The 13,034-nt window shown below is 70.3% G+C and carries 11 protein-coding genes and 2 tRNA genes; 4 read left to right on the top strand and 9 right to left on the bottom strand.

Annotated elements, in window-relative coordinates; translation table 11 throughout:
- Nucleotides 1-51 precede the first annotated feature (51 nt).
- Both valS and GH747_RS09300 read left to right on the top strand, forming a co-directional pair.
- The gene (valS, locus tag GH747_RS09295) at nucleotides 52-2,661 is read left to right on the top strand and encodes a valine--tRNA ligase (protein WP_149769273.1); all 2,610 of its coding nucleotides are present in this window, start codon (nucleotides 52-54) and stop codon (nucleotides 2,659-2,661) included.
- The gene (locus GH747_RS09300) at nucleotides 2,658-3,143 is read left to right on the top strand and encodes a GNAT family N-acetyltransferase (RefSeq protein ID WP_228552856.1); all 486 of its coding nucleotides are present in this window, start codon (nucleotides 2,658-2,660) and stop codon (nucleotides 3,141-3,143) included. The genes valS and GH747_RS09300 overlap by 4 nt, the downstream gene beginning before the upstream one ends.
- A 149-nt stretch (nucleotides 3,144-3,292) precedes the next feature.
- On the opposite strand, the gene GH747_RS09305 is transcribed toward GH747_RS09300, so the two are convergent.
- A complete protein-coding gene (locus GH747_RS09305; protein ID WP_149769274.1) occupies nucleotides 3,293-4,432 on the bottom strand; it encodes a saccharopine dehydrogenase family protein in 1,140 nt (379 codons plus the stop codon).
- A gap of 37 nt (nucleotides 4,433-4,469) precedes the next feature.
- Nucleotides 4,470-5,363: a LysR family transcriptional regulator gene (locus GH747_RS09310; protein WP_149769275.1), complete on the bottom strand. Its 894-nt coding sequence runs from the start codon at nucleotides 5,361-5,363 to the stop codon at nucleotides 4,470-4,472.
- 70 nt (nucleotides 5,364-5,433) lie between these two features.
- Here GH747_RS09310 and GH747_RS09315 point away from each other — a divergent pair, with 70 nt between their 5' ends.
- Nucleotides 5,434-6,414 (top strand): YeiH family protein, encoded by a 981-nt coding sequence (locus tag GH747_RS09315; RefSeq protein WP_149769276.1) that lies wholly within the window; start codon nucleotides 5,434-5,436, stop codon nucleotides 6,412-6,414.
- A 233-nt stretch (nucleotides 6,415-6,647) separates the two neighbouring features.
- On the opposite strand, the gene clpX is transcribed toward GH747_RS09315, so the two are convergent.
- The 7 genes from clpX to GH747_RS09350 form a co-directional block, all read right to left on the bottom strand.
- A complete protein-coding gene (gene clpX / locus GH747_RS09320; RefSeq protein WP_149769277.1) occupies nucleotides 6,648-7,922 on the bottom strand; it encodes an ATP-dependent Clp protease ATP-binding subunit ClpX in 1,275 nt (424 codons plus the stop codon).
- 112 nt (nucleotides 7,923-8,034) lie between these two features.
- The gene (locus GH747_RS09325; protein WP_267236163.1) at nucleotides 8,035-8,670 is read right to left on the bottom strand and encodes an ATP-dependent Clp protease proteolytic subunit; all 636 of its coding nucleotides are present in this window, start codon (nucleotides 8,668-8,670) and stop codon (nucleotides 8,035-8,037) included.
- Between the two features lie 59 nt (nucleotides 8,671-8,729).
- Nucleotides 8,730-9,320 carry an ATP-dependent Clp protease proteolytic subunit gene (locus GH747_RS09330; RefSeq protein ID WP_149769524.1) on the bottom strand — a complete coding sequence of 197 codons (591 nt, stop codon included), beginning with the start codon at nucleotides 9,318-9,320 and terminating at the stop codon, nucleotides 8,730-8,732.
- Nucleotides 9,321-9,428: 108 nt separating this feature from the next.
- The gene (locus tag GH747_RS09335) at nucleotides 9,429-9,905 is read right to left on the bottom strand and encodes an SRPBCC family protein (protein ID WP_149769278.1); all 477 of its coding nucleotides are present in this window, start codon (nucleotides 9,903-9,905) and stop codon (nucleotides 9,429-9,431) included.
- 31 nt (nucleotides 9,906-9,936) lie between these two features.
- Complete coding sequence (locus GH747_RS09340; RefSeq protein WP_149769279.1) at nucleotides 9,937-11,139, bottom strand: lipase family alpha/beta hydrolase; 1,203 nt, start codon at nucleotides 11,137-11,139, stop codon at nucleotides 9,937-9,939.
- 127 nt (nucleotides 11,140-11,266) lie between these two features.
- On the bottom strand, nucleotides 11,267-12,646 hold the full coding sequence (gene tig / locus GH747_RS09345; protein ID WP_149769280.1) for a trigger factor: 1,380 nt from the start codon (nucleotides 12,644-12,646) through the stop codon (nucleotides 11,267-11,269).
- Between the two features lie 60 nt (nucleotides 12,647-12,706).
- A tRNA-Pro gene (locus tag GH747_RS09350) sits at nucleotides 12,707-12,780 on the bottom strand.
- Between the two features lie 178 nt (nucleotides 12,781-12,958).
- On the opposite strand from GH747_RS09350, the gene GH747_RS09355 reads away from it, so the two are divergent.
- A tRNA-Gly gene (locus GH747_RS09355) sits at nucleotides 12,959-13,032 on the top strand.
- Nucleotides 13,033-13,034: the final 2 nt, after the last annotated feature.

The raw sequence follows: 13,034 nt of genomic DNA on the forward strand, positions 1-13,034 counted from the left end.
CAGGCAGAACCGGTTCTTCGACACCAGCACCCGCCTCCTAGACTGGCGTCCATGAGCAACGTGCCGGAGAAGCCTGCCCTGGAGGGCCTCGAAGCCAAGTGGTCCGCGCTGTGGCAGGAGCGTGGGACCTACTCCTTCGACCGCTCCAAGACGCGCGCGCAGGTGTACTCGATCGACACCCCTCCGCCGACCGTCTCCGGCTCGCTCCACGTCGGGCACGTCTTCTCGTACACGCACGCCGACCTGGTCGCCCGCTTCCAGCGGATGCGCGGCATGGAGGTCTTCTACCCGATGGGGTGGGACGACAACGGTCTCCCCACCGAGCGTCGCGTCCAGAACTACTTCGGCGTCCGCTGTGACCCGTCGCTCCCGTACGACGAGGACTTCACGCCGCCGGAGAAGCCGGACGCCAAGAAGCAGATCCCGATCAGCCGCCGCAACTTCATCGAGCTGTGCGAGCAGCTCGTCGCGATCGACGAGAAGGCGTTCGAGGACCTCTGGCGCACCCTCGGCCTGTCGGTCGACTGGGAGCAGACCTACACGACGATCGGCGAGGTCTCCCGTACGGCGTCGCAGCGCGCGTTCCTGCGCAACCTGGCCCGCGGGGAGGCGTACACGTCCGACGCCCCCACGCTGTGGGACGTCACCTTCCAGACCGCCGTGGCTCAGGCCGAGCTCGAGGCGCGCGACTACCCCGGGCACTACTACCGCGTCGGCTACACGCTGGCAGACGGCACCAAGGTGCACGTCGAGACGACGCGTCCCGAGCTGACGCCGTCTGCGGTCGCGCTCATCGCGCACCCGGACGACGAGCGCTACCAGCACCTCTTCGGCAGCACGGCGACGTCCCCGCTCTTCGGCGTCGAGCTGCCGGTCATCGCCGACCCCTCCGCCGACCCCGAGAAGGGCTCCGGCATCGTCCACTGCTGCACGTTCGGCGACCTGACCGACGTCCAGTGGTGGCGGGAGTACGACCTGCCGACCCGGACCGTCGTCGGCCGCGACGGCCGCATCCTGCGAGAGATCCCGGGCTGGATCTCGTCGCACGACGGCCGCCGAGCGTACGAGGAGCTGGCCGGCAAGACCGTCTTCTCCGCGCGCGAGACGATCGTGGAGGCGCTGCGCAAGTCGGGTGACCTCGACGGCGACCCCAAGCCGACGACGCGCATGGCGAACTTCTACGAGAAGGGCGACAAGCCACTCGAGATCGTCTCGACCCGCCAGTGGTACCTCTCCAACGGCGGCAAGGAGCCCGAGCTGCGTGGCCAGCTCGTCGCCCGCGGGCACGAGATGGCCTGGTACCCGCCCTACATGCAGTCGCGCTACACCAACTGGATCGACGGCCTCAACACCGACTGGCTCGTCAGCCGCCAGCGCTTCTTCGGCGTGCCGATCCCGGTCTGGTTCCGTCTCGACGGCGAGGGCGAGCCCGACTACGACAGCCCGATCGTCCCCGACGAGTCCGAGCTGCCGATCGATCCTCAGTCGCAGGCGCCTCAGGGCTTCGAGGAGCACCAGCGCGGCAAGCCGGGCGGCTTCATGGGCGATCCCGACATCTTCGACACGTGGGCCACGTCGTCGCTCACCCCGCAGATCGTGTGCGGCTGGGAGCGTGATCCGGAGCTGTTCGAGAAGACGTTCCCGATGGACCTGCGACCGCAGGCGCACGACATCATCCGCACCTGGCTCTTCTCGAGCGTCGTCCGTGCGCACCTCGAGAACCAGACGTCGCCGTGGTCGCACGCGCTGATCTCGGGCTTCGTCGTCGACCCCGACCGCAAGAAGATGTCGAAGTCGAAGGGCAACGTCGTCGTCCCGACCGAGATCCTCGACAAGTTCGGCGCGGACGCGGTGCGCTGGCGCGCTGCCGGCGCCCGTCCGGGGGCGGACTCGCCGTTCGACGAGGCGCAGATGAAGGTCGGCCGCCGTCTCGCGATGAAGGTGCTCAACGCGTCGAAGTTCGTGCTCGCCGCACCAGAGTCGTACGGCCTGGGTGTCGACGCGTCGTTCGTCGAGCCGCACCGCGTCACCGAGGCCCTGGACCTGTCGATGCTGCGTCGCCTGCGCCAGGTCGCGATCGAGGCGACGGAGGCGTTCGAGGCCTACGACTACACCACCGCCCTCGAGGTCACCGAGCGCTTCTTCTGGGGCTTCTGCGACGACTACCTCGAGCTGGTCAAGGACCGCGCGCGCGGCGACGCGGCCGAGGCCGACTCGGCGAAGGCAGCGTTCGCGATCGCGCTCTCGGTCCAGCTGCGGCTGCTCGCGCCGTTCCTCCCCTACGTCACCGAAGAGGTGTGGTCGTGGTGGCAGGAGGGCTCGATCCACCGTGCCGAGTGGCCGAACGCCGAGTTCGAGATCACGACGACCCCGCACGACCCCGCGCTCCTGGTCGCTGCCGGCGAGGTGCTCGCGGGCATCCGCGGCGCCAAGTCGACCGCGAAGGTGAGCCAGCGTACGGCGGTGACCGGCCTGGTCGTCCGCGGCTCCGAGCAGCGCGTCGGGATCGCGAAGCGCGCCCTCCCGGACCTGCGGTCTGCCGGCAACGTGACCGGTGAGGTCGAGTTCGTGGTCGATCCGTCCCAGCAGGGCAACGACCTCGTCGTCGAGGCTGTGCTCGCCGACCCCGAGCCGAAGCCGCCGGCGGCACCGGCGCAGTGAGCGGGGTAGACGGCACGAGCCTCGCCGGGGTCAGCGGCGTCGTGGTCCGCGACGCGGCCGCCGACGACGTACGGGCGATCGTCGCGATGCTCGTCGACGATCCGCTCGGCGCGACCCGCGAGTCTCCCGACGACCTGACCCCGTACCACGACGCGCTCGCCGACATCGCCGGCGACCCGAACCAGCGCGTCGTGGTCGCCGTGCGCGACGGCGAGGTCATCGGCACCCTGCAGCTGACGTACATGCGCGGCCTCGGCCGCCGCGGTGCGACGCGGGCGCAGATCGAGGCCGTACGGGTTCGCAGCGACCTCCGCAGCGCTGGGCTCGGTTCGGCCATGATCCGGTGGGCGATCGAGGAGTCGCGCGCCCGCGGCTGCACCCTCGTCCAGCTCACCTCCGATGCATCCCGCGAGGGCGCGCACCGCTTCTACGAGCGGCTCGGCTTCACCGCCAGCCACGTCGGGTTCAAGCTCAGCTTCTGACCGATCGGCTGACGCGAGACCGCCCTGGGACCCACCGAGCGACGGTTTCGACCATCGAGCGACGGCTGGACGTGTCGCTCGACGGTCGAAACCGTCGCTGCGTGGGCGACGCTCCTGCTCGGCGCGGAGTGGTGTCGGGCGACAGTCGGTCAGAGCGTGCGGAAGTACGGGAGCCGTGCGAGGAGCGCGTCGCCCATCGCGACCGCGGTGGTGACCTGGCCAGCGGTGTCCGGCAGGTCGTCGAAGGCGAGCGCGAACACCGACTCGCCGAGCATCCGTGCCGTCTCCGTGTAGCCCGGATCGCCGCCCGCCGCCTCGGTGACCAGCCGCGCGCCGCCGGCCTCGGCCTCGAACTGCACCCGGAACCACGACCGGGCCCTGCGAGACTCGCTCGGGCCCTCCCCTGCGCCCTTGAACCGGCCGAGCGCCTCACGGATCGGGGGCACCTGGGCGCCCGCCACGACGGCGCCGGCGCCGACTGCGGCACCGACGGCGACCGGCAGGTGACGGAACTCGACGAAGTGCCCGTACGAGAAGTCGGGCCCGTATGCCGGGAGCGCTCGCGCTGACCGCAGGACGACCTGCGGGTCGATCGTCGGCAGCGGGAGCGCCCACCCGGTCCCGCCGATGCCGCGTCCGGGTCGCTCGGGCAGACCTCGGACCCGCCGTCCGGCCGGGCGTCCCTCGCGCCGGCGGCGCGCCTTGGCGGTCGCACGCGAGGACCGGAAGCCGGCGAAAGCACCGAGCGCCGACTGGAACGTCCCGCCGGAGAAGTCCGCGCTGGCGCGCACGTATCCGCGAACCGTGATCGGCACGTCCGACGGGAGCTGCTGGACCGTGTGCAGCACTCCGAGGTCGTGCGGGACGGAGTCGAACCCGCACGCGTGCACGAGGCGAGCCCCCGAGCGTACGGCGGTGTCGTGATGCTCGAGCCACATCCGGTCGACGAACTCCGGCTCGCCGGTGAGGTCGCAGTAGTCGGTGCCGGAGGCGGCGCACGCGGCGACGACGGCGGCGCCGTGAAGCGAGTACGGACCGACGGTCGAGGCGAGAACCCCTGTCGACTCCGCGAGCGCGAGCAGGTGTCCAGGGTCGTGCACGTCAGCGACCACGACGTCGGGGACGACCCCGCCGGCGTCGGAGATCTGCGAAGCGACGGCGTCGAGCTTGGCGCGGTTGCGCCCGGCGATCGCCCAGGTGGTGCCTGCCGGAGCATGTGCCCCGAGGTAGTCGGCGGTGAGCCCACCCGTGAATCCGGTGGCTCCGAGCAGGGCGAAGGCGTAGGTCACGGGGCGAGTCTAGGGGCCGCCGGCGCCCTGCCGACCGTCACGCCTCGCGCGAGGCCTCAGCAGCGATGAGGACCAGGTCGGCCGCCGCGTCACGGAGGCGGCGGCGCCGGTCCCAGATCGCGGTGAGCGGGCGACGCAGGTCGAGCTCTGTCGGTACGACGGCCAGCCGACCGCGTTCGACATCACCGGCGACCGCCCGACGCGAGACCACCGCAGGCCCGACGCCCGCGGCGGCGGCGCCGAGCAGAGCGCTGGTCGAGCTCGCCTCGAGGACCACGTCGGGCTGCCGTCGCAGCGCCGCCTCGAACGTGCTCCGGGTCCCGCTCCCCGGCTCGCGCACGACGTAGGTCGCGGCTTGGAGCTCTTCGAGGGTCAACGGCGTACGGCGTCGCGCCCACGGATGCCCGGGCGCGACCACGAGGGCGAGGCTGTCGTGGCCGACCACCCGCGCCGCGAGGTCCGGTGGCGTGCGGGCGGACTCGATGAACCCGAGATCCACGTCTCCGTCGCGGACCATCGCCGCGACGGTGTCGCTGTTGACGACGTGGAGGCGCGGGCTGACCTGCGGTCGGCGTGCCCGCAGCTCGGCGAGCCACCGCGGGAGGATCAGGTCCGCGATCGTGAGGCTCGCTGCCACCGCCACGCCCGTCCGCCGTTCCTCGCCGAGCGCCAGCAGGCTGGAGCGCACCGTCTCGAGCTCGTGGAGGAGGGTGCGTGCCCAGGACACGACGGCCTCGCCGTCCTCGGTGAGACGCGATCCTCGAGGCGACCGCTCAAGGACGCTGACCCGCCAACGCGCCTCGAACGCACGGACTCGCGCGCTGGCAGCAGGCTGCGTCATACCGAGCTCGCGGGCTGCTGCGCCCAGGCTGCCGCGCTCAGCGACGCTGACCAGCAGGCGAAGCGTCTGCACGTCCACGTCCGGAGTCATCACCCCACCTTATGAGTCAGGACGATTTTCGCGACTACTGGGTACGGCGCCACGCGCCGATGCTGGACAGGTGACCCGCCTCCCCCGTCCCGTCCTCGTATCGGCCCCGGTTGCCGCCGGAGCCACCGCCATGCTGGTCAGTGGCGTCGTACCGCTGCTGGGCCCGCTGCTGGTCGCTCTGGCCCTCGGTGCCGTCGTGGCCAACACGTCGACGGCAGCGGCGGGGCGCCTCGCCCTCTCCTCCGCCGCAGCCCGCACCTGCCTACGAGCCGGGATCGTGCTACTCGGCCTCCGCCTTCCCCTCGGGGACCTGCTCGGGATCGGTCTCGGTGGGGCCGTCGTCGTCGTCGCAACGGTTGCCATCACGTACGGCGTGACGACCGCGGTCGGCGATGCTCTCGGTGTCGAGCGCGGGCTCGTCACCCTGATCGCTGCCGGGTTCTCGGTCTGCGGTGCAGCAGCCATCGCCGCCGTCCAGGACGGTGTCCGAGCGCGCGAGCGCCACGTCGCGGTCGCGGTTGCCCTCGTCACGGTCTACGGGACCGCCATGATCGCCGTCATCCCTGTCGCCTCGCGCGTGCTCGGCCTGTCCACTGAGCACGCCGCCCTGTGGGCCGGCGCCAGCATCCACGAGGTCGCCCAGGTCGTCGTCGCAGCATCACTGATCGGAGGACCGCTCGCGGTGGCGTTGGCCACGACGATCAAGCTGGGCCGCGTCCTGACGCTCGCCGGCGTCTATCTCGTCGCCGCGGGGCGAGAGGGCAGGCAGAGCGCCACGAGCGCCCCGGTCGTCCCGTGGTTCGTCGCCGGCTTCGTCATCGCCGTCGCCGTCAGAGCCACCGGGGTGGTCGGCCCTGTCGCGCTGGACCTCGCAGACGCGGCCACGACCCTGCTGCTGGCAGCCGGGATGTTCGGGTTGGGCCTGGGCCTGCGCGTACGTGACCTGTGGCCACTGCCCGCAGGTGTCCTCACGCTGGCGACGGTCGCGACGAGCACCGCCGCGGGGACGTCGCTGCTGCTCATCCTCGGCACGTCGGCGCTTGCTTCGTAGACCCCCCTCGCTGGTCGAGGCGCGAAGCGATCGAGACCACGCGTTGGTCGACGCCCGGGGGTCTCGATACGCCCTCGCCCAGGGGCTCGGGCTACTCGACCAGCGAGGTGGGGGCGCGGCTCGGGCTACTCGACCAGCGAGGTGGGGGCGCGGCTCGGGCTACTCGACCAGCGAGGTGGGGGCGCGGCTCCGCCCACTCGGCCAGCGAGGTGGGCGGAGCTGGCGGTGCGGGCTCAGGAAGCCTTGTCGCGGCGCTCTTCGTCGCGGTGAGGCACCAGCGTCGGGTTGACGTTGTCGAGGACCGTCTCCTTGGTGACGACGACCTTCGCGACGTCGTCACGGCTCGGCACCTCGTACATGACGTTCAGCAGGACCTCTTCGATGATCGCGCGCAGACCACGCGCGCCGGTCCCACGGAGCAGCGCCAGGTCGGCCATCGCCTCGATCGCGTCCTCGGCGAACTCGAGCTCGACCTGGTCGATCGCGAAGAGCTTGCCGTACTGCTTGGTGAGGGCGTTCTTCGGCTGCGTCAGGATCTCGACGAGGGCTTCCTTGTCGAGGTTCTCGACGGTCGCGATGACCGGGAGGCGGCCGATGAACTCGGGGATCAGCCCGAACTTGAGCAGGTCCTCAGGCATGAGCTTGGTGAAGACGTGCCCCGTGACCCGCTCGGTCGCGCGCTCCTCGCGGTTGGTGTTGAAGCCGAGCGACATCTTGCCGTTGCGGCTCTCGATGATCTGCTCGATGCCGGCGAACGCACCACCCACGATGAAGAGGATGTTGGTGGTGTCGATCTGGATGAACTCCTGGTGCGGGTGCTTGCGCCCGCCCTGGGGCGGCACCGAGGCCGTCGTGCCCTCGAGGATCTTGAGCAGCGCCTGCTGCACACCCTCTCCGGAGACGTCGCGCGTGATCGACGGGTTCTCGCTCTTGCGGGCGATCTTGTCGACCTCGTCGATGTAGATGATGCCCGTCTCGGCCTTCTTGACGTCGTAGTCGGCGGCCTGGATCAGCTTGAGGAGGATGTTCTCGACGTCCTCGCCGACGTAGCCGGCCTCCGTGAGCGCCGTCGCGTCCGCGATCGCGAACGGGACGTTGAGCATCCGGGCGAGGGTCTGGGCGAGGTAGGTCTTGCCGCACCCGGTCGGGCCGACGAGCAGGATGTTGGACTTCGCGAGCTCGACGACGTCGTCCTTGTGGCGACCCGCGGCGGCACCAGCCTGCACGCGCTTGTAGTGGTTGTAGACCGCAACCGCGAGCGACTTCTTGGCGGAGTCCTGGCCGATGACGTACTGGTTGAGGAACTCGTAGATCTCGCGCGGCTTCGGGAGCTCCTCGAGCGAGACCTCGGACGTCTCCTGGAGCTCGTCCTCGATGATCTCGTTGCAGAGCTCGATGCACTCGTCGCAGATGTAGACGCCTGGCCCGGCGATCAGCTTCTTGACCTGCTTCTGGCTCTTGCCGCAGAACGAGCACTTGAGCAGGTCGCCGCCGTCGATGCGTGCCACTGCTTCCTCACCTTCGTCGCGCGGGGCTCTCCCCCAGCGATGCTTCTATCGACCGTACCCTGTGCCGGGCCGACGTGCGGCCGACCCGGCACACGGGCGTGTCAGATCGTGATCAGACCGCAGGGGTCTTGAGGGTCTCGAGGATCTGGTCCACGAGGCCGTACTCGACCGCCTGGCCGGCGGTGAGGATCTTGTCGCGCTCCACGTCGCGGCTGACCTCGTCCTTGGGCTTGCCCGACGCCTCGGAGATCATCGTCTCCAGCAGATCGCGCATGCGCAGGATCTCGCGGGCCGTGATCTCGAGGTCGGAGCTCTGCCCGTAGGTGCCCTCGGTGTACGGCTGGTGGATGAGGATGCGGCTGTTGGGGAGCGCCAGACGCTTGCCGGGCGTGCCCGCCGCCAGCAGCACTGCCGCAGCCGAGGCCGCCTGGCCCAGGCACACGGTCTGCACGTCCGGCTTGAGGTAGCGCATCGTGTCGTAGATCGCCGTCAGCGCGGTGAACGAGCCGCCGGGCGAGTTGATGTAGAGCGAGATGTCGCGGTCCGGGTCCATCGACTGGAGGCACAGCAGCTGCGCCATCACCGCGTTGGCGACGTCGTCGGAGATCGGGGTGCCGAGGAAGATGATGCGGTCCTCGAACAGCTTCGCGTACGGGTCGATGCGGCGGAAGCCGTACGACGTCCGCTCCTCCCACTGCGGGATGTAGTAGTTCATCGACGGCGCGAACTGCTGGTGCGGCATGGTCATGTCGGCTCCTGGGGTCGGGTCGCCCAACGACAGACGGGACAGCGGCAAGGACGTGGCGGTCACGATGCCTCACCCCGCGTCACGTCGTTCTCGCGAGCGATCACGTGGTCGATGAAGCCGTAGTCCTTGGCCTGCTCCGCGGTGAACCAACGGTCACGGTCGGAGTCGCGCTCGATCGCCTCGAGGGACTGGCCGGTGTGGAAGGACTGGAGCTCGTTGAGCTGCTGCTTGAGGATCAGGCTCTGCTCCGCCTGGATGCGGATGTCGGAGGCCGAGCCGCCGAGACCGCCGGAAGGCTGGTGCATCATGATCCGCGCGTGCGGGAGGGCGTACCGCTTGCCCGTCGTGCCCGCAGCGAGCAGGAACTGGCCCATCGAGGCCGCCAGACCCATGCCGACGGTGACGACGTCGTTCGAGATGAACTGCATGGTGTCGTAGATCGCCATGCCCGAGTCGACCGAGCCACCGGGCGAGTTGATGTAGAGCCGGATGTCGCTCTTCGGGTCCTCGGCGTTGAGCAGCAGCATCTGCGCACAGATCGCGTTCGCGTTCTGGTCGCGAACCTCGGAACCGAGGAAGACGATGCGCTCCTTGAGGAGGCGCTGGTAGATGTGGCCGTCGAGATCCGAGGGGCCGACGTCGCCGGCCATGCGGGGAGTCGTCTCTGTGTTCACGTGCTCGACCCTAGCGGGGCGGGCGGACGAACCCGAGCGGAACCCGTCGGATTTCGCTACGGGCGCACAACCCGCCCCGAGCGCTCAGGCGTCGAGCTCCGCCGCCGCCTTGATCCTCGCCAGCGTCGCTGCCATGTCCTGCTCGAGTCGTGCGGAGTAGCCCTCGTGACCGCCCAGGAACCGCTTGATCAGCACCTTGGAGATGCTCGTGGAGCCCTTCGGAGCCTCGCGCCGCTCGACGATCCGGGTCGTGCCGTCGCCGAGATCCTCGATCTCGTACGTCCACACCATGCCGTTGACCGGGACGAGGAACGAGATCGCCCGCTGCGGCTCGTACCGGACGACCTTCGACGTCGACGGCCAGACCTTCCACCCGAGTCGGTTGACGTTGATCGTGCGCGTGCCGACGGCCGTGCGGCCAAGGACCACCATCCGGCGGGTCTGCGGGCTCCACTCCGGCATGCGCCGCAGGTCGGAGACGGCAGTCCAGACGGCTCGCGGAGATGCGGCGACGTCGGTGCTGACCTCGAGGAAGTACGGGTCGGCGGTGGGCGTGGGCATGCGGGTCCCTTCGGGGTGTGGGCGAGGCGGGTCAGTCCGTGGACGTGCCGGCCGGGAGCGCCGCCGGACGGCCGGCGACCCAGTCTGCCAGCCGCTCGGCGACCCGCGGGTGGTTGAGAAGTCCGAGGTGGCCGGTGGCCACCCGCGTGGTCGAGGCTCCGTCGACCACGGGTGAGTCGCCGTACGGCGTCCCCGAGGCGGACGCGGTGCTCACCATGACGTCGGCGGTGGCCGCGACGAAGTGGTACGCGGCGCGCGGCAGCGGTGCGACCGCGAGCCGGCCGTCCCCCCACCGGGCGGTCAGGTCCTGGCCGTGCCACTCCTCGCGGGTGACGTAGCCGTGGCGGAGGTCGGTGATACCGGCCGAGCGTGAGCCGAGGATCCCGGCGAACGGCAGGCTTTCGGGGACGACGCTCAGGGCCCGCGAGCCGAGGTGGACCGCGCGCTCGAGCGGGGCGCCGAGGTGCGGGGTGCCGAGGCAGACCACGGTCGCGACGGTGTCGGTCCATGCGGCGCGGCGCGCCACGCCGTACGCCGTCGCGGACCGGATGACGAGCCCGCCCATCGAGTGCCCCACCAGGTGGAGCCGCGAGACCGGCACCGGCCATCCAGCGACGACCTTGGTGAGGAGGTTGGAGAGGTCGGCGCCGTTGTCGGACACGTGCCGGCCGGTGTTGTAGCGCAGCCGGACCGGCGTCGTGCCCGTCCGGTCGCGCAGCACGTCGTCGTACGTCTCGCCGCGCCGGTCGGCACCACGGTCCCAGGAGTCGTCGTTCTCGCCGAGCCCGTGGACGAGGACGACGATCTCGCTGGTCGCCTCGGGGTAGGCGAGGGCGAACGCGTACGGCTCGGGCACGACGTCCTCGCCGCCGACCCGCAGGGCCATCGGCAGGGCATACGGGTCCTCGGCGTCGGCGAGCCGGTCACCGACCAGGGCGTTGACCGCGGACCGGAGCATTCGGGTGCGCGGGGTGCGCTCGACGGGCGCCCCGATGCCGCGGTCGGCGAGCTGCCGGAGCCCGAGGCTCGCCCCGCGCAGACCTCCCGAGACTCCTGCGTACGCCACGGCCGCGACCGCGTCGTGGAGCACCTGCGGCGCCCTGCCGCCCGCAACCGACCCGAAGACGCGGCGCGCGACCGTGCCGTGCACCTCCCGGACGCACGGAACCACGACGTCGTCGGCGTAGCCGAGAGCCAGCGCGACGGTGTGCGCGGTACGTGGCGTGGGAGGCACCGTCACATACTCCCGGTATCCGAGGCGTCTGCGCCAGCCCGTACGCCCGAATCGGACGCTCGTCACACAGGACGGCGGCCCCTCCCCGCAGCGCGGGAAGGGGCCGTCGTACGGGTTCGGCAGAGACTCAGCCGGCGTCGTCCGCCTTGGCCTCGTCGTCCTCGGCCTCGTCGGGCGAGCCGATCGTGCCGTCGCCACGCAGGTTGGCGAGGTCGATGACGTTGCCCGACTCGTCCTTGACGGTCGCGTTCTCGACGATCGCCGCGAGCGCCTTGCCGCGGACGACCTCGGAGACGAGCTCCGGGATGTGGTTGTGCTCGACCATGTGCTGCATGAAGGACTGCGGGTCCTCACCGGACTGCTGCGCGCGGCGGAGCATGTGCTCGGTGAGCTCGTCCTGCTCGATGCCGATCTCGGAGTCGGCGGCGACCTGGTCGAGGAGGAACTGCGCGACGAGCGAGTCGCGGACGCGCTTCTCGAGGTCGGCCTCGAACTCGTCGACGGTCTGCTCCTCGGAGTCGAGGTAGGCGTCCATCGACATGCCGGCGTAGGCGAGCTGCTGCTCGATCTGCTGGCGGCGGTTGGTCAGCTCGGTGTCGACGAGCGTCTCCGGCAGCGGAACGTCGAGCTTCTCGAGCGCGGCCTCGAGCACCGCGTCGCGGGCGTCGGCGGCCTGCTCGATGCGCTTGCCGCGGAGGAGCTTCTCGCTGACGTCGGCACGCAGCTCGTCGACGGTGTCGAACTCCGACGCGGTCTGCGCGAAGTCGTCGTCGAGCTCGGGGAGCTCCTGCTCCTTGACGACGGTCAGCGTGACCTCGACGTCGACATCCTCGCCCACGAGGTCGCCACCGGCGAGCTGCGTCTGGAAGGTCTTGGTCTCGCCGGCGCTCATGCCGGTCACGGCCTCGTCGAGCCCGTCGAGCATCGAGTTCTTGCCGACCTGGTACGCGACACCGCTCGCCTGGGCGGCGTCGATCTTCTCGCCGTCCTTGCTGGCGGAGAGGTCGATGGTCACGAAGTCGTTGTCGGCGGCGGCGCGGTCGACCTCGGTCAGCGTCGCGAAACGCTCGCGGAGGGCCTCGACCTGCTCGTCGACGTCGGAGTCCTCGACGGTCACGTCGGGCACGGTGACCTCGATGTCGCTCAGGTCGGGCGTCTCGAACTCGGGGCGGACGTCCACCTCGACGGTGAACTCGACGAGCTCCCCGTCCTCGAGGCGCGTCACGTCGACCTCGGGCTGGCCGAGGGGCTGGATGCCGGCCTCGGCGACGGCCTGCGAGTAGATGCCCGGGAGGGCGTCATTGATGGCCTGGTCGAGGATCGCGCCGCGACCCACGCGCTGGTCGACGACCTTCGAGGGGACCTTGCCGCGGCGGAAGCCGGGGACCGAGATCTGCGACCCGATCGTCTTGTAGGCCTTGTCGAGGGCCGGCTTGAGCTCCTCGAACGGAACCTCGATGGTCAGCTTGACCCGGGTCGGGCTCAGATTCTCCTGGGCACTCTTCACGAGTACGTTCTCCTTGGTCGTCGTGCAGACGTCACCGTTGTGGTGACGTGTCGTCGGCTGTCGGGATGACAGGATTTGAACCTGCGACCCTCCGCTCCCAAAGCGGATGCGCTACCAAGCTGCGCTACATCCCGGTGCGCACCGTTCGCGTGGTGCGGGCGCCCGCACCACTGTAGTAGACGATGCCGAGCGACCCCGAATCGCTCCACTTCCTCGACGCCACACGCAAGCTCGCCCCGTTGCGGGGAACAGCAGGTCGGTGTGTCATCATGGTCGCGGTTGACCGCAGGGCGTACGGCCCGGCGACAACGCGCGGACGTAGCTCAATGGTAGAGCCTCAGTCTTCCAAACTGATTACGCGGGTTCGATTCCCGTCGTCCGCTCCACG

This window comes from Mumia xiangluensis, assembly GCF_010994095.1.
Classification (GTDB): domain Bacteria; phylum Actinomycetota; class Actinomycetes; order Propionibacteriales; family Nocardioidaceae; genus Mumia; species Mumia xiangluensis.